General features: G+C 30.9%; 21 protein-coding genes. 18 read left to right on the plus strand and 3 right to left on the minus strand.

The window, feature by feature from the left end:
• The first annotated feature begins 57 nt into the window (after positions 1-57).
• From EI71_RS04155 to EI71_RS04165, 3 genes are read left to right on the plus strand one after another with little or no spacing between them, the layout of a single operon-like run.
• Positions 58-576 carry a hypothetical protein gene (locus tag EI71_RS04155; RefSeq protein ID WP_119015993.1) on the plus strand — a complete coding sequence of 173 codons (519 nt, stop codon included), beginning with the start codon at positions 58-60 and terminating at the stop codon, positions 574-576.
• A 1-nt stretch (position 577) separates the two neighbouring features.
• On the plus strand, positions 578-1000 hold the full coding sequence (locus EI71_RS04160) for a YunG family protein (RefSeq protein WP_162849755.1): 423 nt from the start codon (positions 578-580) through the stop codon (positions 998-1000).
• A 13-nt stretch (positions 1001-1013) separates the two neighbouring features.
• A complete protein-coding gene (locus EI71_RS04165; protein ID WP_119015995.1) occupies positions 1014-1958 on the plus strand; it encodes an L-lactate dehydrogenase in 945 nt (314 codons plus the stop codon).
• 32 nt (positions 1959-1990) lie between these two features.
• Here EI71_RS04165 and EI71_RS04170 read toward each other — a convergent pair whose 3' ends face one another.
• Complete coding sequence (locus EI71_RS04170; protein WP_119015996.1) at positions 1991-2872, minus strand: hypothetical protein; 882 nt, start codon at positions 2870-2872, stop codon at positions 1991-1993.
• A 172-nt stretch (positions 2873-3044) separates the two neighbouring features.
• On the opposite strand from EI71_RS04170, the gene EI71_RS04175 reads away from it, so the two are divergent.
• The 5 genes from EI71_RS04175 (at position 3045) to cysK (ending at position 7191) form a co-directional block, all read left to right on the plus strand.
• Positions 3045-3521: a glutathione peroxidase gene (locus EI71_RS04175; protein WP_119015997.1), complete on the plus strand. Its 477-nt coding sequence runs from the start codon at positions 3045-3047 to the stop codon at positions 3519-3521.
• 80 nt (positions 3522-3601) lie between these two features.
• Positions 3602-4213 (plus strand): YgjV family protein, encoded by a 612-nt coding sequence (locus tag EI71_RS04180; RefSeq protein WP_162849756.1) that lies wholly within the window; start codon positions 3602-3604, stop codon positions 4211-4213.
• Positions 4214-4452: 239 nt separating this feature from the next.
• On the plus strand, positions 4453-5742 hold the full coding sequence (locus EI71_RS04185; protein ID WP_119015999.1) for an O-acetylhomoserine aminocarboxypropyltransferase/cysteine synthase family protein: 1290 nt from the start codon (positions 4453-4455) through the stop codon (positions 5740-5742).
• Positions 5743-5809: 67 nt separating this feature from the next.
• Complete coding sequence (locus tag EI71_RS04190) at positions 5810-6244, plus strand: RrF2 family transcriptional regulator (protein ID WP_119016000.1); 435 nt, start codon at positions 5810-5812, stop codon at positions 6242-6244.
• A 17-nt stretch (positions 6245-6261) separates the two neighbouring features.
• A complete protein-coding gene (gene cysK, locus EI71_RS04195; RefSeq protein WP_119016001.1) occupies positions 6262-7191 on the plus strand; it encodes a cysteine synthase A in 930 nt (309 codons plus the stop codon).
• A gap of 477 nt (positions 7192-7668) precedes the next feature.
• On the opposite strand, the gene EI71_RS04200 is transcribed toward cysK, so the two are convergent.
• On the minus strand, positions 7669-10167 hold the full coding sequence (locus tag EI71_RS04200) for a glycoside hydrolase family 3 protein (protein WP_119016002.1): 2499 nt from the start codon (positions 10165-10167) through the stop codon (positions 7669-7671).
• Between the two features lie 198 nt (positions 10168-10365).
• Between EI71_RS04200 and EI71_RS04205 the strand changes: the two genes are divergently transcribed.
• From EI71_RS04205 to EI71_RS04230, 6 genes are all read left to right on the plus strand, one after another.
• A complete protein-coding gene (locus EI71_RS04205) occupies positions 10366-10986 on the plus strand; it encodes a flavin reductase (RefSeq protein ID WP_119016003.1) in 621 nt (206 codons plus the stop codon).
• 92 nt (positions 10987-11078) lie between these two features.
• The gene (locus EI71_RS04210) at positions 11079-11522 is read left to right on the plus strand and encodes a hypothetical protein (RefSeq protein ID WP_119016004.1); all 444 of its coding nucleotides are present in this window, start codon (positions 11079-11081) and stop codon (positions 11520-11522) included.
• Positions 11523-11605: 83 nt separating this feature from the next.
• On the plus strand, positions 11606-12556 hold the full coding sequence (locus tag EI71_RS04215) for a GIN domain-containing protein (RefSeq protein WP_119016005.1): 951 nt from the start codon (positions 11606-11608) through the stop codon (positions 12554-12556).
• A gap of 52 nt (positions 12557-12608) precedes the next feature.
• Positions 12609-13676, plus strand: coding sequence for an Mbeg1-like protein (locus tag EI71_RS04220; protein WP_162849757.1), 1068 nt, complete (start codon positions 12609-12611; stop codon positions 13674-13676).
• Positions 13677-13882: 206 nt separating this feature from the next.
• Positions 13883-15181, plus strand: coding sequence for an RNA-guided endonuclease InsQ/TnpB family protein (locus tag EI71_RS04225; protein WP_119016007.1), 1299 nt, complete (start codon positions 13883-13885; stop codon positions 15179-15181).
• Between the two features lie 141 nt (positions 15182-15322).
• Complete coding sequence (locus EI71_RS04230) at positions 15323-17149, plus strand: HD-GYP domain-containing protein (RefSeq protein WP_162849758.1); 1827 nt, start codon at positions 15323-15325, stop codon at positions 17147-17149.
• Positions 17150-17187: 38 nt separating this feature from the next.
• Here the strand turns inward: EI71_RS04230 and EI71_RS04235 are convergent, their stop codons facing one another.
• Positions 17188-18300: a 5' nucleotidase, NT5C type gene (locus EI71_RS04235; RefSeq protein ID WP_119016009.1), complete on the minus strand. Its 1113-nt coding sequence runs from the start codon at positions 18298-18300 to the stop codon at positions 17188-17190.
• A gap of 212 nt (positions 18301-18512) precedes the next feature.
• On the opposite strand from EI71_RS04235, the gene EI71_RS04240 reads away from it, so the two are divergent.
• The 4 genes from EI71_RS04240 to EI71_RS04255 all read left to right on the plus strand — a co-directional run.
• A complete protein-coding gene (locus tag EI71_RS04240) occupies positions 18513-19403 on the plus strand; it encodes a DegV family protein (protein WP_119016010.1) in 891 nt (296 codons plus the stop codon).
• Between the two features lie 5 nt (positions 19404-19408).
• Positions 19409-21067 carry a DAK2 domain-containing protein gene (locus EI71_RS04245; protein WP_119016011.1) on the plus strand — a complete coding sequence of 553 codons (1659 nt, stop codon included), beginning with the start codon at positions 19409-19411 and terminating at the stop codon, positions 21065-21067.
• Positions 21068-21079: 12 nt separating this feature from the next.
• Positions 21080-22066 carry a phosphate acyltransferase PlsX gene (gene plsX / locus EI71_RS04250; RefSeq protein WP_119016012.1) on the plus strand — a complete coding sequence of 329 codons (987 nt, stop codon included), beginning with the start codon at positions 21080-21082 and terminating at the stop codon, positions 22064-22066.
• 548 nt (positions 22067-22614) lie between these two features.
• Positions 22615-23098: reverse transcriptase domain-containing protein (locus EI71_RS04255; RefSeq protein ID WP_119016013.1), on the plus strand; the 484-nt coding region annotated here is incomplete at its 3' end.

Consider the following 23098-nt stretch of genomic DNA (forward strand, 5'->3'; position numbering starts at 1 on the left):
TTCTTTTATTTACATTTTTCTATATCTATTTTATAATGATATTAAGGGGATGAAGCTATGGATACCAAAAAAGAAAGATATATACCAAAAACATTAGCCATTATTGCGTTCGTTTTAGTATTTGTATGTCTTGGTGCTGCAATTACTTTGGATATAGTTATCTTTTTTGAAAAGATACTATCCTTCATTTTTGCGATTTTTGCATCCGCATTCATGTTCTTTATATTCTTTATTGGTTTTATATTATCTTTATTTTTGGTTTTTGGATTCTATATTTATGAGTCGAATGGCTTTTGGCCACTAACCCTTTCTATAGAGGTTTATAAAAGTATAACAGGAGATGTAGTAATTACTCCAGAACAAATCCAAATATATCAAATAGGAAGAAGTGCTATTTTAGTTTTTGCCTTTTTATCTTTTATACTTGCGATTATATCTTCTAAGATGGATAAAAATAGAAGAAAACGTGGAGATTTAAATGTAAGAAGAGTAAAGCCATTTAATGTTATTACAATTATATTTTCTATATTAGGAATAATTGTAGGATTTGGTGTATTATTAATTATTCGAGGTTAATATGAAGGATTATAAGTTTTATGGTGCAAAAAATGCTGATATAAAGGATTCCTATGGAAATACTCCAAAGGATTATTATGATATATTATCTAATCTTTGGTCTAAGGAAACCTGTGCTAAAAGAATGCAAGAGGATTGGACTAAAGAAAATATGACCTTAGGTCAATGCTCTATTACTGCATTTTTAATGCAGGATTTATATGGTGGAGAGGTATATGGTATACCACTTTCTGATGGGAATTTCCACTGCTTTAATAAAATAGGTGATGTTATCTTTGATCTTACAAGTGAACAGTTTAAGGATAAAGTATTAGATTATCAAAATGTATTTTTACAGGATAGAAATATTCATTTTCAAAAGGAAGAAAAGAAGAATAGATATTTATTATTAAAATCAAGATTATTTGAAATAATAAATAAATGATTGGAGGACTAAAATGATTAATGAACGTAAGGTTGCAATAATTGGTGCTGGCTTTGTAGGCTCATCTAGCGCATTTGCGCTTATGCAAAAGGGCTTATTTAATGAGCTTGTTTTAATTGATTCTAATAAGGCTAAAGCCGAAGGTGAGGCAATGGATATTGCCCATGGCTTAGCATATTCTAATGCAATGAAAATATATGCAGGAGAATATGAGGATATTCGTGATGCGAAAGTAATTATTATTACTGCAGGTGCTAATCAAAAGCCTGGAGAGACAAGATTAGATTTAATTAAGAAAAATAGTAAAATAATGACTTCAATCATAAAAGAAATTGTAAGAGTAAAAGCAGAAGGATTATTACTTATTGTTGCGAATCCTGTAGATGTATTAACGCATGTTGCACTTAAGGTATCTGGCTTTAAAAAGGAAAGAGTAATAGGCTCTGGTACAGTATTAGATACTGCAAGATTAAAATATTTATTAAGTGAAAAGCTAAAGGTAGATACAAGAAATATCCATGCTGTAATTATGGGCGAGCATGGAGATAGTGAATTTGTTGCTTGGAGCTTTTCAAATGTTTCTGGTATGCCAATGGAAAAATTCTGTCATTTAAGAGGATTTGATGATATGGATTCCTTAAAGGAAGAAATCCATATAGAGGTTAGGGATTCTGCATATCATATTATTGAGCGTAAGGGTGCAACCTATTATGGTATTGCCCTATCGGTTGTAAGAATATGTGAATGCATTGTAAAAAATCAGCATTCTATGCTTCCTATTTCAACAGAATTAGAAGGAGAATATAATGCCTTTGGTCTTGCATTATCTGTACCTGCAATTTTAGGTAGTGATGGAGTAGAAGCAGTACTAGAATTACCTTTATCAAATAGTGAGCTTAAGGAATTAGAAGATTCTAGAAATACTTTATGTAATATAATTAAAGATTTAGAACTATAAGAAAATCCCTGCTTGTTCAGCAGGGGTTTTTGTTAGAATTCAGGAGCTTTATTATCCATAATTGTTTGAATGACATCCGTCATTTTTTCTTCAATATCTAGCTTTGCATCCTTATATCCTTCAATTAATGTTTTGGCATAATCTAGGGCTTGATATCTTAAATCTTCAAGCTTTGCTAAAGCCATATATCTTACATAATCCTTAAATAAGTCAAAGTCTCTTGGATCTTCTATAGTTTCAGTATATTTTTTCTTTGTTTTTAAGGATAATAAATAATTATCAATTTTTGTTTGAAGCAATTTAAATGCTTCAGCTTCAATAGGATATCTTTCTTTATAGTTATCTGAAATATCAATTTTCCATTTTTTAGGATTTTCTGTATCTATAGTAGTAAGATAACCATTAAAGTAGAATGGATATGGATCTACAGTTTCTTTTAATAAATCCTCTTTCATACCAATACGTCGATCAATCCATTTACCAAATTTATCCTGTCTATAGTTATAATAGCTTCTATAGAATCCTAAATATAGGTTATCAAATGTTCTTTGTTCTTCTTTAGAAAGAAGAGCTCTTTTTTTCATTAAGGATTTAACCTCATCCTCAATGACATCTAAAATTAAAGTGTACCAATAAATTACTTTTGCATGAAGCTTATCTCTTACACTATCCATGAAATCATCATATAATAACCATTTTTCTTTCTTTAGGTCTTCATCAATAAAAAGCTTTGAAGCCCCAAACCAGAAGGTTTCTACATGATTACATGCTTTACAGACAAACTTCCTAAAACCAGTAGCGAATGTTTCCTCAGGGTCAATAAGGTAGTAGTTATCTCCACTATGCCCATACTCCCTAAGACTACCTATTGTACCACAACAACTACACTTCAAAGTCTTAATCGTTTCATCCATATTTAGTTTCACCGTCCTTGCTACTTATATTTTACCATGAAATTGTAATTTATACTATATGTTTCAAATCTTAAGAATTTGTTCCATTTAAAAATAAAAATTGAAATTGTTATTGACTTTATTAAAACATTGCATACAATATAATTGTGAGCAATGGAAAGGAAGAAAGAATATGACAATATATGATATTAAGGTAGTAGATAATAAAGGTGAAGAAAAAACATTAGAGGAGTATAAGGGTAAGGTATTATTGATTGTAAATACCGCAACTCATTGTGGTTTTACTCCACAATATAAGGGATTAGAGGAATTATATTTAAAATATAAGGATTTAGGTTTCCTAGTATTAGATTTCCCTTGTAATCAGTTTGCTCACCAAGCACCTGAATCCGATTCAGAAATTAATAGCTTTTGTGAAATGAGATATAAAACTACATTTCCTAGATTTAAAAAGATTGATGTGAATGGTAAGAATGAGCATGAATTATATAAATATATGAAGAATTTTAATGATGGTAAGTTTAAAGGAAACATTAAATGGAATTTCTCTAAATTCTTAATAGATAGAGAAGGAAATGTTGTAGGAAGATTTGGATCTTTAAAATCTCCTAAGAAGCTAGAAGAGTCCATTGAAAAGGTATTAAAGTAATTATAAGAATTTATATATTTTTAATAATAAATTATATTGAAATAGGCAATGTTTTGTAATATAATATTTCCGGTGATAATATGTTAGAAGCAATTAAAAGCTCATTTCAGAATTTGACACCTATATTATGGGTATCTCAAATCTGTGGACTTATAGGGTTAATTATTATTTGTATTTCCTATTTATTCAAAAAGAAAACATTTCTTATAATAGCTACATTTTCTTTTATATTCTTTATATTAGAACAGGTATTTGCATACCTTTGGAGTAATCTAATCGTATCTAGCGTATGCTTTATTAGAAATATATTAATGGTATATTTCTTATGTAAAAAGAATAAAGAATTACCAAAGTATATGGTATTTGGATTAATTGGAATCATGTGGGTTTTAATCATTCTTTATTTAGCTTATAGTAGTAGCTTTGATAAATGGGATAATTATTTACCTCCTCTAATCGTTACTATGTCAACGATAACTCAAAATAATAAAAAAGAGCTTGTTGTTAAAATTGGTGCATTACTCCATGAGAGTGGATTCTTAGTATATTACATGGTTTATCGTTTACCATTTTCGATATTAAGACAGGGAATTTTAGTTTTCGCATGCTTAGTTGGAATTACAATATTAATTATTAATATGATTAAATCAAAGAATAAGAATGATTTAAATACGAATGAAGGACTCGATTGAGTCCTTTTTAATTTTATAAAAAATTTTAAAAATTGTTATTGACAATTCCTAAATTTGATTTATAATATAGCTAATCCTACTAAATGAGTAGGAATAATGGAATTTGAAAGGATTGGTGATATTATGGCTATAATGAGTAGTCGATGTATGGGCTTAGCCCGGATGTATCATTTTTATATTAAAAAGAGAGCCACAATATCATGTTGGGCTCATAAATAAAAGGAAAGAGGAAACAATTAATGAGCAAGAGAGATTATAAATTTGAAACTTTACAAATTCATGCAGGACAAGAAGAAGCTGATCCTGCAACAGGAGCTAGAGCAGTTCCGATTTATTTAACATCATCCTATGTATTTAATAATAGTAAGCATGCAGAGGATCGCTTTGGATTAAGAGATGCTGGAAACATCTATGGTAGACTTACAAACCCAACACAGTGTGTATTTGAAGAAAGAATTCGCCGTTTAGAAAATGGTAGTGGTGCACTTGCGGTTGCAAGTGGTGCAGCAGCTATTACATATACTATTTTAGGCTTAGCATTCGCTGGAGACCATATAGTAGCATTAAATAATATTTATGGTGGTTCTATTAACTTATTCCAGCATACATTACCTAATTATGGTATTTCAACTACATTTGTGAATACAAATTTAGTAGAAATAGAGTCGGCAATCAAGGATAACACTAAGGCAATTTTTATTGAGGCCTTAGGTAATCCTAATTCCGATGTTGTAGATATTGAAGCTATTGCAAATATTGCCCACAAGCATAATATTCCACTTGTAGTGGATGCAACATTTGCAACACCATATCTTTTAAGACCAATTGATTTTGGTGCTGATATTGTAGTTCATTCTGCAACAAAGTTTATTACAGGCCATGGAACTGGTCTTGGTGGAGTTATAGTTGAGGGGGGCAAATTTGATTGGAGAAAGAGTGGTAAGTTTAAGCATTTAGTTGAACCAAATGTATCTTATCATGGCGTGTCATTTTATGATGCGGTAGGTCCACAGGCATTTGTAACTTATGTAAGAGCTATTTTATTAAGAGATACAGGTGCATCTATTTCTCCAGTAAATGCGTTTATAGCACTTCAGGGATTAGAAACATTATCCTTAAGAATTGAAAGACATGTAGAAAATGCATTAAAGGTTGTTGAATTCTTGAATTCTAATCCAAATGTAGAGAAGGTTCATCACCCATCTGTATCTAATGATCCTATTCAAAAGGAATTATATAAGAAATATTTTCCAAATGGTGGAGGCTCAATTTTCACATTTGAAATTAAGGGTGATGAGGCAAAGGCAAAAGCTTTCATTGACAATTTAAAGATATTCTCATTACTTGCGAATGTAGGAGATGTAAAATCATTAGTTATTCATCCTGCATCTACAACGCATTCAGAAATGAATGATCTAGAGCTTAAGGCATCCGGTATTTATAGAAATACCATTCGCTTAAGCATTGGTATTGAGCATATTGATGATATTATAGATGATTTAAAAGAAGCATTTCGTGCAATTGAATAATCTTGTATAAAGATGCCTTCAATGATATAATAAAATCTAGTATTTTAGTAGGAATGGGGGTATATAAATGATTTCTACAAAAGGAAGATACGCACTGCGATTAATGATAGATATAGCCGCTTATTCAAATGGTGGAGTTGTATCATTAAAGGATTCATCAAAACGTCAAGATATTTCAATTAAATATTTAGAACAGGTTGTAGCATTATTAACAAGAGGTGGCTTACTTATTAGTGTAAGAGGCAATAATGGAGGCTATAGGTTAACAAAACGTCCAGAGGAATATACAGCTGGTGAAATCTTAAGATGTGCAGAAGGTACATTAGCCCCTGTTGCTTGCTTACAGTGTAATAAAGTCATATGCGATAGAGCTGAGATTTGTGCGACTATCGATTTTTGGAAAGGCTTTAATGAGGTTATCACCAACTATGTTGATAGTGTGACATTAGATGATTTAGCAAAAAAAGAGAAAGGTAAAATAGGAAACGATTATTCCATATAAAAAAGAGGTAAAAAAACATGAGTAATATTCATAAATCAATCACAGAATTAGTAGGACATACTCCACTAGTTGAATTAGTTAATTTTAACAAGAATAATAATTTAGGCGGAACAGTTATTGCCAAAATTGAAGGCTTAAATCCTGCAGGATCTGTTAAGGATAGAATTGCAAAGGCAATTATTGAGGATTATGAGGCTAAGGGTATTTTAAAGGAAGGATCTACAATTATTGAGCCAACAAGTGGAAATACTGGTATTGGTCTTGCAGCAATTAGTGCGGCTAAGGGATATCGTTTGATTATTACCTTACCAGAAACAATGTCTGTGGAAAGAAGAAATTTAATTAAGGCATATGGTGCAGAGCTTGTGTTAACTGATGGATCAAAGGGAATGAAGGGTGCAATTGCAAAGGCAGAAGAATTAAATAAGGAAATTCCTAATTCTATTATTGCAGGTCAGTTTGTTAATCCAGCAAACCCTAAGGCACATTTTTTAACTACAGGTCCAGAAATTTGGGAAGATACAGATGGTAATGTCGATATCTTTGTTGCAGGTATTGGTACTGGTGGAACAATCTCTGGTACAGGTGAATACCTTAAGAGCAAGAATCCTAATGTTAAAATTGTAGCTGTTGAACCAGAATCTTCACCAGTATTATCTAAAGGAGTTGCCGGCCCACACAAGATTCAGGGTATTGGTGCAGGATTTGTTCCTGATACATTAAATACTAAAATTTATGATGAAATTATTACTGTTTCTAATGAGGATGCATTTAAAACAGGTGCAGAGGTTGTTAAGAGTGATGGTGTATTCATTGGTATTTCATCTGGTGCAGCATTATATGCAGCTAAGCTATTAGCACAAAGAGAAGAAAATAAGGGTAAGAAGATTGTAGTATTATTACCAGACAATGGTGATAGATACTTATCCACACCATTATTTAACTAAATATCGGCCTTTCTAAAATTTGAGGTTGGGCAAGGGTTAATTGAATTGGCATGAATCTTGTATTGTAAATATTTAGTATCATATTTAAGTTCTTCACTAATAAGTTCAAGCCTTTCATCTTTTAATTCCTCGGTATAGGGATTATAATACAATATGAAAAACTGTAAAAGTTATTTGCTAAGAACATTATAAAACCAGGAGGTTTTTCTTTTCAATTGTACCAACCACATATTTTAAGGGATGGGAAACTACCTACCAACCACAAAATGGAAGAGGTAACAACCAACCAACCTTATATTTTAAAGAACCAAATATCCCCTATGGAGTTCGAAGAGAACTCCTTTTTTTCATATTTAAACTTCTATATAACATTTGGTATAAAGAAGTTGAAAAGAAGATGTGTTTTCTAATCATTTTTAAAGAAAAAGCTATCAGGTTTAAAGAAAAAGCTATCAGGAAAACTGATAGCAATTTCATTTATTTTCTTTCTATTAATGTATTATGTAATAACATAATTTGGATTAGCCTTTGGGCTCTTTCTTTTGCTATATCTAAAGATAACTGTTTAGAGGCTAATGCTTTTTGAATAGCTTTTCTTTGCTTATTATTTCCAGCCATTAAAATATTAATACCTGAATCAATGCTTCTATCAGCCTCTAGTCCTTCATGGGATTCATCCCAATCGGTTGTAACAAAGCCCTTAAATAGCCATTCATTTCTTAATACTTCAGTTAAGATGTCTTTATTTGCTCCACTCCAAATATCATTAATCTTATTATAAGAAGACATTACTCCTCTACATCTACCTTCTTTAATTGCAATACCAAAGCCCTTTAAATAGATTTCTCTTAATGCACGATTAGATACATAAGCAGAAGTCCATTTTCTTTCATTTTCTTGATTATTGCAAGCAAAGTGCTTAATTGTACAATAGCATCCTCTATGAGCTTGTACACCCATAACAATGGCTTTAGCCATTTTACCTGAAAGAAGAGGATCTTCAGAAAAATATTCAAAGTTTCTTCCACAAAGTGGATTTCTATGAATATTCATTCCAGGAGCTAACCATACAGTTACTCCATACTCTTCCATTTCTTTACCTACTGCGTCTCCAAGCTTACCTAGTAGCTTTTCACTCCATGTTTGAGCTAAGCTACAACCTGTAGGGAAAGCAGTAGTATAGCAATAAAGTGGAGTACCCTTGTTGATTTTAGAATTACCTAATAATCTTACAATCTTAGGGAAATAATTAAACATTTCCATGCCTGGATCTACATATTTAATAGATTTTGCATTTTTCTTAACAATGGAAGTTTTGCATAATCTTAATCCTGCAGGTCCATCTACAAACGCAAAGCTCTTTAATCCTATTTTAGTAAGCTTATTTGTCATATGTCCTGCAGCACCAGGTACTATGACATCATGAGGCTTTGGAATAGCAATATCCATTCCGCCATCTCCAACAAGTAATAAGGATAAATCCTTAATAGATAGCTTATCTACAATTTTTTTAGCCTCCATTTCATATTCATCCATAGGATTTTCTGGAGCATCCTCTGTAATAAGCTCTTTAATTTCTTCAGGCTTAATATTTTCTTTATCTAAGGTTAATATTAAATTATCTGGAATTAATATATCCTTCTTTGGAAAATCTGGTTCTAATAGATTTATTTTTTTATTTAATGGACATATTGGCTTATGATTTGCAAGTATGATATCCTCATCTAAATCAAATCCTGCAATTAAGCTTCTCTTATCCGAGGATTGACCAATATATAATACATATCTACCCTTTTCAAGTAAAGTAGTATTAGACTCTGGATCATAGCTTGCAAGATAATGATATGGTATAGACATCGATAGAAGTGTTTCTTGATCTGGAACTAACAGCTTGGATTTTGTAAATCCAATTAAGCTAAATGCAGGCTGCTTTAATTTTCCTTCTGGTAAGGATGCATAAATTTGAAGTACACATTTACCCTTAAAATTGCCAAAATTCTTTAGCTTAACAAAGATTTTAATTTCATCTTGTAAATCAACCTTTGTTGCAATTTTAAAGCCAGTATAGGATAGACCATATCCAAATGCGTATCTTACTTTCTTTCTAAATCTTTCATAATAACGATATCCTACATAAATATCTTCTGAATATTCCTCTTCCTTTTCATTACCATTTAAATAAGAATAGTTTTCACCAAATGGAATATCCTTATAAGACATAGGCCATGTATCTGCAAGGTGTCCGGATGGAGTAATTGCACCAGAAATAATATCAGCAAGTGCATTACCGCCTTCTTCTCCAAGCATACCTGTAAAAATTAAGCCAGATAATGTTATATCATCTAAAGGGGATAAATCTATCATACCACCAGCATTGATGATTAAAATGACATCCTTATATGTACTTGCAAGATAATGAATATCTTCATTTTCTTGTTTAGATAATAAGAAGTCTCCTTCTATAAGCTTTCTATCGGCACCCTCTCCACTCATTCTAGATAATACATAAATAGCTATATCCGTATCTTGCTTTTCTCTATTAACAATAAATTCAATATCATGGTAGCCTGTTTCTATATTTGCCATGGATATCTCTTTAAAGGAGAAGAAACCAGCTTTTTTTCTTTTTTCTTCCATGTATTTCTTTTTAGCTTCCATAGCCTTTAATCTATATTCTTCAAGCTCAGAAGCATTACAAATAGTATATCCTTGGTATCTTAGGCCATCTAAAATAGATACAGAATATCTTTCGTTAACCTCACCAGAACCAGACCCACCCTTAATGGTATTTGTAGCACCTATTCCATATAGTGCAATCTTAGATTCCTTTTCAATTGGGAGTACACCATTATTCTCTAAAAGGACAATACTTTCTGTTGCTATTCTTTTCGCTAATGCTCTATTATTGATTTCAAGTTCATTAGCTTCCTCCTTTAAATGAGCATGGGTGTAAATATTTTCTACCTTTTTTAACATAGGATTTCCCCTCCTAAATCGATTTCTACTAATTAAAGAATACCATTTTTTATCTTTTCTTTCTACAATAATGAAAAAATTATAATTAATTTTTGAAAAAAATAAAATTGAAAGTCATATTTATTGAATAAGGGAAAATTGTTTTGTATAATGAAATTAGAAAAAACGATGAAAATATTTAAATATTTAGGAGGCATTATGGATAATAGAGCATTATTTAGTTTAAGTTATGGTGTATTTGTTTTAGCTACAAGAGCAAACGGTAAAATGAATGGTTGTATAACAAATACTTGTATTCAGGTTGCATCAAATCCAAATAAAATTGCGATTGCTGTAATAAATCAAAATCTTACCTGTGAAATGATAAAAGAAAGTAAGGTATTTACTATTTCTATTCTAGAAGAAAAAACAACCTATGATACGATTAAATATTATGGTATGCAATCTGGTAGAGATATCGATAAATTCTTTGGTGATAATTTAAAAATTAATGGTATCGATGTACCATATCTATCCTGGTCAACTTGTAGTGTTCTTGCAGCTCATGTTGTGGAATCTCATGATTTAGGTTCCCATACCTTATTTATTGCAGAATTAGATGACGCATTTAAATTAAATGATAATCCACCATTAACTTATGATTACTATCATAAGAATATAAAACCAAAGCCAGAACCATTACCAGGAGATAAAAAGATTATTGGCTGGAGATGTAAAATTTGTGGATTCGTTTATGAGGGTGAAGTATTACCAGAAGAATATCTTTGTCCTTTATGTGGACATGATGCATCGGATTTTGAACCAATCTTTGAATCTTAAATTAGGCGCATAAGCGCCTTTTTTTTCTTTTTTCTTCCATTATTATAAAACAATGATATAATGTTATTAATAAATGAGTTGAGGTAAGTTATATGTCAGAATTAGAAGTATTTGCAAAAGAATTAAAACAATATTTGGCTATTGGTGGAGAAAAGAGAACCTTATACGGAAAAAATCTATATATTTCCTATCAGTCTCAAGCAAAGGAAATGGGACTTTCAAGTCTTCAAACACAAAAGATGCTTGAAAGATTAGTTTCTTATGTAAGTGCATCCGATGGTCAAATTAATAGAAGTGAATATGAATTTTGTAATAACGCATTATTCACTGTAACAGCAGATGAATTTTTAGAAATGTGTAGAAAGAATATGATGCCAACTGAGGTTACTGCTTTAAGAGAATTTGCTCATAAGTCCTTCCAAAAATATGGTCATAAGAGTTCATTATATATCCTTGCATTATTTATTATTTCTGCAAATAATGAAGCAACAATAGATGAACAAAAGAAGATTTGTTCCTTATTTGGTTTAATTTAAAAGATGGTCCACAACGGTGTTGTGGACTTTTCATTTCTTATATAGTAAAATATATAAGAATTATAAATTAGGAGATTTTTTATATGAAAAAAGTACTTAAGCTTATTTTCATGTTCATAGGATTATTACCACTATTAGCCTCTTGTAGTCAAAGAAGAGTCGTTAGTGGTAGTGGAGATATTATCACAAGTGAGTTTTTACCTCAAAGTGAAATCGATAGTATAAGAATATCCAATATTCGTATGGTTAAGGGCTCTTATATAGTTCCAATTGATGTTGAAATAAAATCAGGGGAAAAGAATATTTCCTTTGTTGGTCAAAAGAAAATATTAGATGATTTATCTATCCAAGTATCCTTTAATACTTTAATCATTTCAGGAGATTCCAATACGAATTATATTACAGATTCATTAAAGGTTTTAGTTACAGGATATCCACTATCTAGTCTTGACTTTGAATTATCAAATGTAACTATTGATTCTTTATCCTTAAATCAAAACCCAAATATTAATTTAGATTATGCATCTATATTAACAATGGATTCCTTTGAAGGAAAAAGCTTTACTGCATCCTTAGGCTCTAATTCAACTCTTAATGCAAATAAGATATCCTTATCCTCATCCATTTATCTTTCCTTAAAGGAAGAATCAAATGTAGATATAAAATCCTTAGAATCACAGGATGCAAGATTTACTTTAAATGGTTCATCCATAGCTACTATTTATTCTAAAGGCATTTTAAATTCTATATTTACAATGAATGATGGATGTATTTTAAATATCTCTGGTAAAACTACTGCAGTAGATTTGGTTATGACAAATGCTAAATACTATGGTAAGCAGTGTCTATCTGATGAAATGGCTATTAATATAGGATATGGTGAATCAGAGGTTGAAACAAGCACTATAAATTCTATTTCTGTAAATTCCGTAATTGGTGATTGTAAAGTAACATATTTTGGCTATAATCCAGTAATTACAAAAACGAATATATCTGGTGATTTAGAAATTATTAATGGAGATGAGGGACAATAGTTCCCTTGTTTTTTTAAAATTTCCATTTATAATATAAATGGGATGTGATGTTATGGCAAATATATTAGATTATATGCATTGGCGTGGGGATTTATCCTTCTTACAGGATCAATTTAACATGATTGATAATTTAATATTTTCAAAGATAAGCTATATTGATTTTGAAGATGCAGTACCAAGCTATCCCTCTTCAAAAAAGGTCTTATTTAAGAATGCAGTCAATCATGTATTTGAAACACATGATAAGGAAAAAATAGTATTAGGTCTTATTGTACCTAAAAGTATTATTACCTTAACGGATTTGGCAAAGGACACGAAAAGATTTGGTCAAATTTATGTATCCAATTATGTCAATATCATTGAAAAGAAAACCAAAACTCAGTTTTCAGCAATGGTATTCCATTTAGATGAGGACACAATTTATATCGCGTTTAGGGGAACGGATGATACATTAATTGGCTGGCAAGAAAATATTGATATGTTATATACCTGTCCTGTTGTAAGCCAAAATCTAGCAGTCGAATATGTAAATAAGATTGCGGATTTATTTCCCGAGGCTAATATTTATTTAGGCGGTCATTCAAAGGGTGGAAATTTAGCTAATTTTGCAACAATTTACGCAAGAAGTGATGTTCAAGATAGAATTATTCATTGCTATACCAATGATGGGCAAGGAATGGATAAAAACTATATTGATATGGAAAAATATGAAAGGGTAAAAAGAAGAATTGTAAGAATTATTCCAGAGCTTGATGTTGTTGGTATGTTTTTTGATTGCTTTGCCGGAAGAACAATTATTGTAAAATCTAATGCGAAGGGAGTTTACCAGCATGATGGCTTTTCTTGGCAAATCAATGTAACAAACTTTGAGCTTGCTAAGGAGCTTGCTCCTAAGGCTAGAAAAATGGATAAGGCTTTAACTAAGCTTATAAGAGAAGTACCAAAAGAGGATAAGATAGTTTTAGGTAAAAATGTTTATGATTTCATTTTAGCCTCTCAATTAGATACCTTACTTGATTGTAAAAAGGAATCGATAAGATTATTAAAATACTTAAATAAATTTAGTGGTAGGAGTAAGAAATTATTCTTACAGCTTGTAAGTGAATTTTTATTCTTTTAAAATGAAGCCCATCGGGCTTCTTTTATTTACTAGGAAATTGTATTTCTGTATTTTGTTTTATTCTTTGATTTTGATAAAAATATAATTCAAAATACACCATTTTCTCTCTTTTTTATATTGAATTTCTCAAACTCAAAAACGGCTTACCTAATGGATTTTTTGCTGTTTTCGGGGGTATAATATTTCTAGAGAATGGAGGTGAAAAAATGGGATTTAAAACACTAAAATATCACTATAAAGCTTCAAATAGTGAAATTGCTATGTTAAAGCTTTTAACAAGGATATCAAAGAATTTATATAATGCTTCCTTATATTATTTAAGACACTATTATTTTGAACATAAAACTATTCCTTCATATTATGATACGAACAAGGAATTAAAAATGAATGAGAATTTCCATATTATAAATACATACCAATCTATATGTACTATTCGGTGTGCCCATAATAATATGTTGAAGTTTATTAAAAATCATGGGTCATTACCTAAGTATTTACCTAAAAATGGGTTTTATCCATTATATACAGATCAGGTAAGACCTATCATTCATAATGGACATAATTGTATAAAGCTACCATTATCTAATGATATGAGAACGAATAAAGTATTTTATAATGTTTATCAGGATAAACTAATCAATGATAGTATTGAAGAATATTCTAATAAAGAATCAATGAATATCTTCTTTAGAATTCCTAAACTATTAGATGGAAAAGAAATACATCAGGTAAGAATTGTTCCTGATAAAAGAGGAGAATACTATTCAATAGAATTCTCATATAAAGATATTGATTATGAATTAAAAAATATTGATGATAATATAATGGGAATAGATTTGGGAGTTACTAATCTAGCATCTTGTGTAATGTATAATAATGAATCCTTTATCATTGATGGTAAGTTATTAATATCTAAGATACAATACACTTCTAAAAGAATAGCTAAAGCACAATCTATATTACCAAGTGGTGTATATACATCTAAAAGAATTGATTCTTTAAGAAGAAAAAATAATGATTTTATTAATGATTATTTGAATAAGGCGGTTAAAGAACTATTAAATAAGGCTAAAGAAAACAATATAAGTCAAATTATAGTTGGTTGGAATAAAGGAATAAAAACTGGTGGAATCAAAAATGAAAGCCTAAAAGGAAAGAGGAGGGCTAAGACCAATCAGAAATTTATTTTGGTTCCAATATCTAAATTCAAAAATAAACTTATATTAAAATCTTTAGAATATGGGATAAATATAGTTGAGATTAATGAATCTTATACATCTGCGTCATCATTTTATGATAATGATGAAATAAAAAAAGATAAACCTAGAAGTGGAAAGAGAATAAAAAGAGGATTATATAAAAGAAAAGACGGCAAAGTAATCAATGCTGATATAAATGCCGCCTTAAATATAATGAAAAAATATAAACGTAACTCAAATGATACAATTAAGTATTTGATGAGTAGAGGTCTAACAATACCTTATAGAGTACATGTAAATATGTAGAAATACATAATTACATATAAATTCGTTAAAACATGAGTTTACTCATGGAGTGAATTTATTCACTTTTGTTCTTTTCTAATAAAATTTAATTGTTAGATTTGTTAAAGTTTAATATAATAACATTAATGGGTGATGTGTATTATGGATATATTTAAATTTTTAGAGAAGTTTAAAAATGAATATATGAAAAATAGAAATCTTCAAATCGATGTGGAAGAGGCTTTATTTTCTATTGATTCCTTTGATAAATGGAAGGAATCTTTAATTAAAAGAAGTAAGATTACAAGAAAAATCTATTTAGAAAATGAAGAATTAATAGAAAAGCTTAAAGAGTATTTAAATATAGAATTAAATGAAGATATTGCTTTAGCATTTTATAATGTTTTATTAGAAATGTATGAAAACGAATGTGATGATTATCCTGTGATGAAGCTAATCATTGATAAGATATTACCCTATTATACAAATACGAATAACTATGGAAAGCTTGTGAAAATATATCATATGCTCGCTTTTGAATATTATGAGGCCTTTGGTAGAACAGGAGAGGCTAAATATATAAAGCAAGCCTGTGAGTGGTATAAAAAGGTTATTTCTTATAAGGATTATTATAGTGAAATAAAGGATAGCGATGAAAGAATTCAAATATTCATTGCTTATAGCAATTTAATTGCTCCATTTGGTCAAATGAAGGATGGCACAAAGGATATGGTATTTGATTATTATGATCAGGTATTAGAGTTCTTTAATTCAAAGCTAGTTCAAGACCTAGATGGTAAGAATGAATATTTCATAAAGCATATTGAACAAATCAAAAGAGATATTTTATATGTAGATGAGGGAATTGAAACTGCAACAGATAAGGTTAAATCTAGATTCTATGATTTAGTTGATAATTATCCTTTAGTAGAGGATGATTTAGAAGGTAATTATTTTAGAGCAAAGTGTAAAGCGGATTTACTTAGAGGAATTGTATCTAAGGATTCCATTATGGAAAAAATAACGAATAATATTGAATCACTACCTTTACCTAATTATGATAGTGATCCTGATGATACCCTATTACTTATTTTAAATTATCATAATAACGCAATTGATTTATATGATTTAATATGTAATTCAGCTAGTGATAAAAATAAGTATTTAGATAGAGTTTTAGATAAGCTAATAAAGGTTCATACGCAAATTCCTTATGGCTTTTATACGCAAATGATGAATAATGTATGTCAGGAATTCTATAGAGATTTACATGGCATATTAACAGATTATAAAGATAAGAAAAGCTTACTTCTAAAATTAATTTTAGTTAGACAGCCTACAACATATATTCATTCTTTAATGGTATCTGAGATTGCATCTATCATTGCAAAGGAAATGATAGAAGAAAACCCTGAATTCTTTATTGGACCATTAAATATAAATAGTATAGAGGATGTAAAAAATAAAAAAGAGGATATATTATCCTATATTTTAAATGCTGGCTTATTACATGATGTTGGTAAATGCTTTATTGTGGATATAGTAAATAGACAAAATAGAAGATTATCTAGCGAGGAGTTTTCTTTAATTAAAACGCATCCTTCCTTAGGCTTAAAAATGATAGAAGAGGATATGGATTTTAAGGATTATTTTGATATCATGGATGGACATCATAAATGGTATAATGATTTAGGTGGATATCCTTTAGAATTTAATAAAAAGGAATCTCCATATTCCTTTTATATCGATTTAATAACTATAGCCGATTGTATGGATGCTGCAACAGATATTTTAGGTAGAAATTATACAAGTGGTAAGAATTTTGATACCCTATATCAAGAATTAGTTAAAGAGTCTGGTACAAGATATAATCCTAAGATTGTAAAATTTATAGGTGATCATAAGAGCCTATATCAAAAATTAAGTGATTTAACTAGCGATGGTAGAGCAAATATTTATTTTAAGGCTTACCAAGAAATATTAAAATAATAAAAATGGTGAATTTCAAACTCACCATTTTTTCATCTTTATATGCCTAATAATTCTTCAATTTCTTTTACAGAGGATTCATAATCCTGATTTGTTGCAGAAACTACATAATCGCAAATTTCTTCATTTCTCTTTTCATCTTCAATAGAAATAAGACGATTTACCTTATCCTCATGAGAGCATTTCTTATTTAATATAGAAGAAATTAATTCCTTACGGTCCTTTTTAATATAAATCGTAATGACATTTTCATATCTTGATTTTAATGCCATAGCTCCACAAATATCCATAGTAGCTAAAACAGATTTACCCTTAGCTAAAATCTTATCGACATCATCCTTTTTAGAGCCATATCCATGACCAGCATACATTGTAGATTCAAAGAATACTTTGGAATCTAACATTTCAAAGAATTGATCTTTGGATACATAATTATACCAATCATTTTCATATACAGCAGTAGGGTCTGCAGTAGTATATGTTTTAAGCTTTTCTAAGCATGGCTTATCATCTAAAAGCTTTTTAGCTATTTTAGATTTACCTGAACCAGATGGTCCAACTAAAATAACGATACCTGGTTGGATAAGCTTATCAACATTGAATAGATAGCTTTTAGAGATGACTTCAACTAATTTTAAGAATTCATCATAGCTATTTACCGCAAGCATACCAGTTGCGTTCATATTCCAAGGCTTACGCATTAAAATAGGGTAAGCAGCACTGGATTTAAAGATATTATGCATACCATCATCAAATAGGATATCGACATTGATTTTATCCTTTCTTGATCCCATATAAATGTTTTCCTTTGGGATTTCTGGGAATTCCTCCATAATTCTTTGAGCACGTATTCCCATAAACTCAGGATAAATGGATGTAGATATAAATACCTCTGTCATTTTAGTTAGCTTTCTTACAAATTCCTTAGCTCCTTCAATGACTGGCTGTGTTCTAAAAAATTCAGGGTCATTGAAGAATTCAAAAATGACATCCGCACGAGTACCAAGCTTTCCCCAGTGATCTACTTCGTAGATAGTAAGGGGTGGGTCATAGTGGTATTTTTCGTTTGCAAGCTTTATCGCATAGGGAATGCATTCAAGTAGTAAATCATCAACATCTAGGGCTGTTGACATTCTAAATCTTTTACTCATATTGACTCTCCTTCTCTAATAGTTTTGTATTTTAGTATAACATTTTTTTAATGAAAATAAAGATTTAAATTATAAAATGTTTTTTCATACTAAAATTATAGCATTTTTTAATAAAAAAAAGTAAAGTTTATAGTACAAAATTAAAATCTTTGGTATAATATTTTTTAGAGTACACGAACATATAATGTGTTTTTACAATTAGGAGGAAATTTATGAAGAATTTTTATGTATTCACAGATTCAACATCTGATGTTGAAAAGAAATATCGCGATGAATTAGATTTCGGATATTTAAAGATGGCTTTTAGAGTCGATGAAAAAGATTATGATGCAGATTTAGAGTGGAGTGTTTTATCCGCTGCTGATTTCTATAATAAAATGAGACAAGGAAATAGAGCTACAACAAATCAGATTTTAACAACTGAGGTTGAGGCTAAGTTTGCGGAAGCATTTGAAAAGGGCTTAGATGTATTCTATTTAGCATGTTCATCTAAATTATCTACATCTGTAAACTATGCAAAGGTTATTGGTGAAGAGGTAGTATCTAAATACCCAGGAAGAAAATTTGTATGCTACGATTCTCTAAGAAGCTGTTATGCAGAAGGCTTAATGGCTATTGATGCAGCACGTATGGCAAATGAGGGTAAAACATTAGATGAGGTTGTTGCTTATTTTGATGAATATAAATTAAATTATCAGACATTCGCAACAGTAGGATCCCTAAACTGGCTAAAGATGGCTGGTAGAGTTAAGGCCTCTGCAGCATTCTTTGGTAATCTATTTGGTGTTAAGCCAATTATTTGTGGAGATACTAAGGGTAATAACTATGGATTTAAGAAGGTTAAGGGTAGAAAGACTTCCTTAGATGAATTAGTTAATTTCACTGTAGAAAGAATTACGGATGCTGAAAATAGAACAGTATATGTTGAGCATGGTGATAATTTAAAGGATGCAGAATATGTTGCTAAAGAGATTCAAGAGAAGACTAAGTGTAAAGCAGTAAATATTTCCTCCTTAGGTCCAATCATTGGTGCATCTTGTGGACCAGATACAATTATTGTAAACTTCTACGGCAAGAAGATGGATATTACTGGTGAGGAGTAATCACCATGATATTAAATAAGGTAAATGGACAGGACTATGTTACCTTAGTTGTTGCAGGTGCAAGATCTCTTGCTAACGACTTTGAAAGAATTAATGCATTAAATGTTTTCCCAGTACCTGATGGAGATACAGGTACAAATATGAAGATGACCATTGAAGGTGGTGCATCGGAAGGCTTAAAGAGCAAGGAAACAAAAATTGGATTGATTTCTAAACAAATGGCTCGTTCCATGGTTTTATCCGCTCGTGGAAATTCTGGCGTAATTACATCTCAATTCTTTAAGGGACTATCCTTAGGCTTTGAGGGCAAGGATGAGGTTGATGTTAAGGGCTTTGCCGAGGCCATGCTAGAAGGAACAAAGAAATCATATAGTGTTGTTCAAAATCCAACCGAGGGTACAATTTTAACTGTAATGAGAGAGGCTGGTGAAGCTTCTTATAAAGAACTTACAGATACAATGACTTTACCTGAATATTTACAAATTTATTTAGATAAGGCTAAGGAATCCTTAGACCATACACCAGAGCTTTTAGCTGTTTTAAAGGAAGCTGGTGTAATCGATTCTGGTGGAGCAGGATTCTGCTTAATCATTGAAGGTATGCTAAAGGCATCTAAGGATGAAATTGTTGAGGCTACAAATGCTTCTAATATTTCGATTGTTGATAATTCCGGCTTTGATGCTGATTCAGAACTTACATGGGGTTATTGTACAGAGTTTATTTTGCAGCTTCAAAATTCAAAAGTAGATATTCCTAATTTTGATTTAAAGGTAATTCAGGATTATTTAGAAACTATAGGTAATTCTATAGTATCCTTTAAGGATGAGGATTTAGTTAAGGTACATGTACATACCTTTGACCCAGGCTTAGTATTAACAGAAATGCGTAAGTATGGTGAATTCATAACAATTAAGATTGAGAATATGAATGTACAGCATACCGAAAATAATGAAATTATTGCATCTAGCCAAGAAGAAGTAGCAGAACCAAAGGAGCATAAAAAGTATGCATCTGTAGCTGTTGCAAACGGTGAAGGCTTAGTTCGCTCATTTAAAGAAATGGGTGTAGATGAGGTTGTCACTGGTGGACAGACAATGAATACTTCTACAGAGGATTTCTTAAATGCTTTTCACAAGATTGATGCAGAATATATTTTAGTATTCCCTAATAATGGAAATATCGTTATGGCTGCTAAGCAGGCTGCAGAAAACTATGACAAGGCAAAAGTTTATGTAATTCCTACAAAAACTATAGCTGAAGGATATTCTGCAGTATCTATGCTTAATTTTGAATGCGATGATATAGATGAGATTGTAGAAGCTGAAAAAGAAGTTATCAAAAATGTTTCTACATTAGAGGTTACATATTCTATTAGAGATACTGCTATTAATGGTATTAAGATTAAAAAGGGCGATTATATTTGTATTTATAATGGTGATTTAATCGCCTCCGATAAGGATAGAATTGAAGCAGTTAAAAAATCTTTAAAGAAGATTAAGGATTTTTCTGATAAGCAGGTTATGACTATGCTTTGTGGACAGGATGTAAAAATTGAGGAATGTGATGTCATTCGTGAATTTGCTGAAACCTTAAATTCTTATATTGAGGTATATCCATTAAAGGGTAATCAGGATATTTATTCTTATATTATTGGTATTGAATAAGAGGATATTATAATGATAAAAATAGTTGTTGATCTTATGGGTGCAGATAAACCTGCAAATGAGCTAGTATCTGGTGCCATTAAAGCAATAAATGAAAATAAGGATTTAACTGTAGTTTTATGTGCCAAAGAAGAAGTTATTTTACCCGTTTTGGATACTTTAACATATAATAAGGAACAGGTTGAAATCGTAAACTGTACAGAAGAAATTACAAATAATGATATTCCTACTAAAGCATTTAGAAAAAAGCCAGATTCAAGCTTAGTTAAGGGCTTAAATATTTGTAAAAATGATCCTTTAGCTGGAGGCTTTGTATCCTGTGGTTCTACAGGCGCTGTCCTTGTTTCATCTATGTTTATTTTAGGTAGAATTGGTGAGGTTAGACCATGCCTTGCTTGCCTACTTTTAGGTAATGATGGTGAATTCTTAATTAGTGATTGTGGTGCAAATGTAGATTGTAAGCCAGAGCAAATTGTAGATTTTGCAAAAATGGGTGTTGCCTATATGAAGGCTAAGGGAATTGAAAACCCAAGAGTACGCCTACTTTCTAATGGTGCTGAAGAAAAGAAGGGGCCTGATGCAATCAAGGAAGCTCATCAAATGCTAAAAGCATCTGGATTAAATTTCTTAGGAAATGTAGAAGGAAAGGATATTTTAGCATCTACTTGTGATGTAGTTGCTGCAGATGGCTTTGGTGGAAATACTGTAATTAAGACGATTGAAGGTACAGCAAAGGCTCTATTTATGGATTTACTTGCTAAAGCTAAGGCTTCAACAAGTGAAGCGGAAGCACTAGTTTTAAAGAAGACTGTAAAAGAGCTTATGGCAAAATATGATTACAACACCCTAGGTGGTGCAAATCTACTTGGTGTTACAAAGCCAGTTATTAAGGGTCATGGTGCTGGTGAGGCAGAAACTTTCTATAATATGATTAAGGAAGCTTATGCTTTAGCTAAAGGCAATATGATTGGAATAATGGAAAAATTATTGACAGAATAAGGTAAATAAAAGCATTTCAATTCATTTTGGAATGCTTTATTTGTGTGCCGGGCATGGCACTAATCTTACTGGTGAAAGTCCAGTCACGGGTATTTACCGCCAAGTGTAGCGAACCTCAAGCCGTTAGGAGTAATCCTATGGGTGAAGGAAGAGGTGTAGCAAAATCCTTGAGCCTACGAACAGAAACTTGATGAGGCTAAATGGTAAGTGGATAAGGTTGCAAAGCAAACTGAAGTCCTAATGGTAAACGTAAAACCAAAACAGTAAATCAAGAGGTTGTGGGATGAAAGATTAGTGAATTACCCCGGGAGGCCCTAACGCGTATTATATACGTGCGATAAAAAGCGAATAGTTAGGGAGTCAGCTGAGGTCGTAGTAGGTGGATGCCAACCACTAAAGGACCTAATGTTTATATAGTGCGAATCACTATAAGCAATATTTGGATAGTCTGTAAGATGAGATAGTCTATGACATTGGAACGTAACCAATGATGATGAAGTAGTCGAAGATGATTCTAAATAAATTTACAAATGGAGGAGGAGCAGCAAATGAGCTTAATCGAAGAGATTTTGAGTGTTGAAAACTTAAATGAGGCAATCAAAAGAGTAAAGGCAAATAAGGGGGCAAGTGGCATTGACAAAATGTCAGTTGACAAACTTGAGCCATACTTTAATGAACACAGGAAAGAAATTATTGAATCGATAATGAATAAAACCTATAAACCTCAACCCGTAAGAAGAGTTTATATTCCGAAATCTAATGGCAAATTAAGACCTCTAGGAATACCAACTGTGGTTGATAGGGTTATACAACAGGCAATAGCCCAAAGATTAGTACCAATATATGAAAATGTATTTAGTGAGTACTCTTACGGCTTTAGACCTAATAGGGACTGTCACACGGCAATAGGCAAGGTATTAGAGTACCTTAATCAAGGATTTGAATGGGTAATCGATTTGGATATCGAAAAGTATTTTGATACAGTAAATCACGATAAATTAATCTCAATACTAAGGGAACAAGTAAATGATA

This window comes from Anaeroplasma bactoclasticum, from assembly GCF_003550015.1.
GTDB classification, from domain to species: domain Bacteria; phylum Bacillota_I; class Bacilli_A; order Acholeplasmatales; family Anaeroplasmataceae; genus Anaeroplasma; species Anaeroplasma bactoclasticum.

What these genes read in the sequence shown, in the direction of transcription:
- EI71_RS04155 (WP_119015993.1), top strand. Translation starts at nt 58, where the DNA reads ATGGATACCAAAAAAGAAAGATATATACCAAAAACATTAGCCATTATT.
- EI71_RS04160 (WP_162849755.1), top strand. Translation starts at nt 578, where the DNA reads ATGAAGGATTATAAGTTTTATGGTGCAAAAAATGCTGATATAAAGGAT.
- EI71_RS04165 (WP_119015995.1), top strand. Translation starts at nt 1,014, where the DNA reads ATGATTAATGAACGTAAGGTTGCAATAATTGGTGCTGGCTTTGTAGGC.
- EI71_RS04170 (WP_119015996.1), bottom strand. Translation starts at nt 2,872, where the DNA reads ATGGATGAAACGATTAAGACTTTGAAGTGTAGTTGTTGTGGTACAATA.
- EI71_RS04175 (WP_119015997.1), top strand. Translation starts at nt 3,045, where the DNA reads ATGACAATATATGATATTAAGGTAGTAGATAATAAAGGTGAAGAAAAA.
- EI71_RS04180 (WP_162849756.1), top strand. Translation starts at nt 3,602, where the DNA reads ATGTTAGAAGCAATTAAAAGCTCATTTCAGAATTTGACACCTATATTA.
- EI71_RS04185 (WP_119015999.1), top strand. Translation starts at nt 4,453, where the DNA reads ATGAGCAAGAGAGATTATAAATTTGAAACTTTACAAATTCATGCAGGA.
- EI71_RS04190 (WP_119016000.1), top strand. Translation starts at nt 5,810, where the DNA reads ATGATTTCTACAAAAGGAAGATACGCACTGCGATTAATGATAGATATA.
- cysK (WP_119016001.1), top strand. Translation starts at nt 6,262, where the DNA reads ATGAGTAATATTCATAAATCAATCACAGAATTAGTAGGACATACTCCA.
- EI71_RS04200 (WP_119016002.1), bottom strand. Translation starts at nt 10,167, where the DNA reads ATGTTAAAAAAGGTAGAAAATATTTACACCCATGCTCATTTAAAGGAG.
- EI71_RS04205 (WP_119016003.1), top strand. Translation starts at nt 10,366, where the DNA reads ATGGATAATAGAGCATTATTTAGTTTAAGTTATGGTGTATTTGTTTTA.
- EI71_RS04210 (WP_119016004.1), top strand. Translation starts at nt 11,079, where the DNA reads ATGTCAGAATTAGAAGTATTTGCAAAAGAATTAAAACAATATTTGGCT.
- EI71_RS04215 (WP_119016005.1), top strand. Translation starts at nt 11,606, where the DNA reads ATGAAAAAAGTACTTAAGCTTATTTTCATGTTCATAGGATTATTACCA.
- EI71_RS04220 (WP_162849757.1), top strand. Translation starts at nt 12,609, where the DNA reads ATGGCAAATATATTAGATTATATGCATTGGCGTGGGGATTTATCCTTC.
- EI71_RS04225 (WP_119016007.1), top strand. Translation starts at nt 13,883, where the DNA reads ATGGGATTTAAAACACTAAAATATCACTATAAAGCTTCAAATAGTGAA.
- EI71_RS04230 (WP_162849758.1), top strand. Translation starts at nt 15,323, where the DNA reads ATGGATATATTTAAATTTTTAGAGAAGTTTAAAAATGAATATATGAAA.
- EI71_RS04235 (WP_119016009.1), bottom strand. Translation starts at nt 18,300, where the DNA reads ATGAGTAAAAGATTTAGAATGTCAACAGCCCTAGATGTTGATGATTTA.
- EI71_RS04240 (WP_119016010.1), top strand. Translation starts at nt 18,513, where the DNA reads ATGAAGAATTTTTATGTATTCACAGATTCAACATCTGATGTTGAAAAG.
- EI71_RS04245 (WP_119016011.1), top strand. Translation starts at nt 19,409, where the DNA reads ATGATATTAAATAAGGTAAATGGACAGGACTATGTTACCTTAGTTGTT.
- plsX (WP_119016012.1), top strand. Translation starts at nt 21,080, where the DNA reads ATGATAAAAATAGTTGTTGATCTTATGGGTGCAGATAAACCTGCAAAT.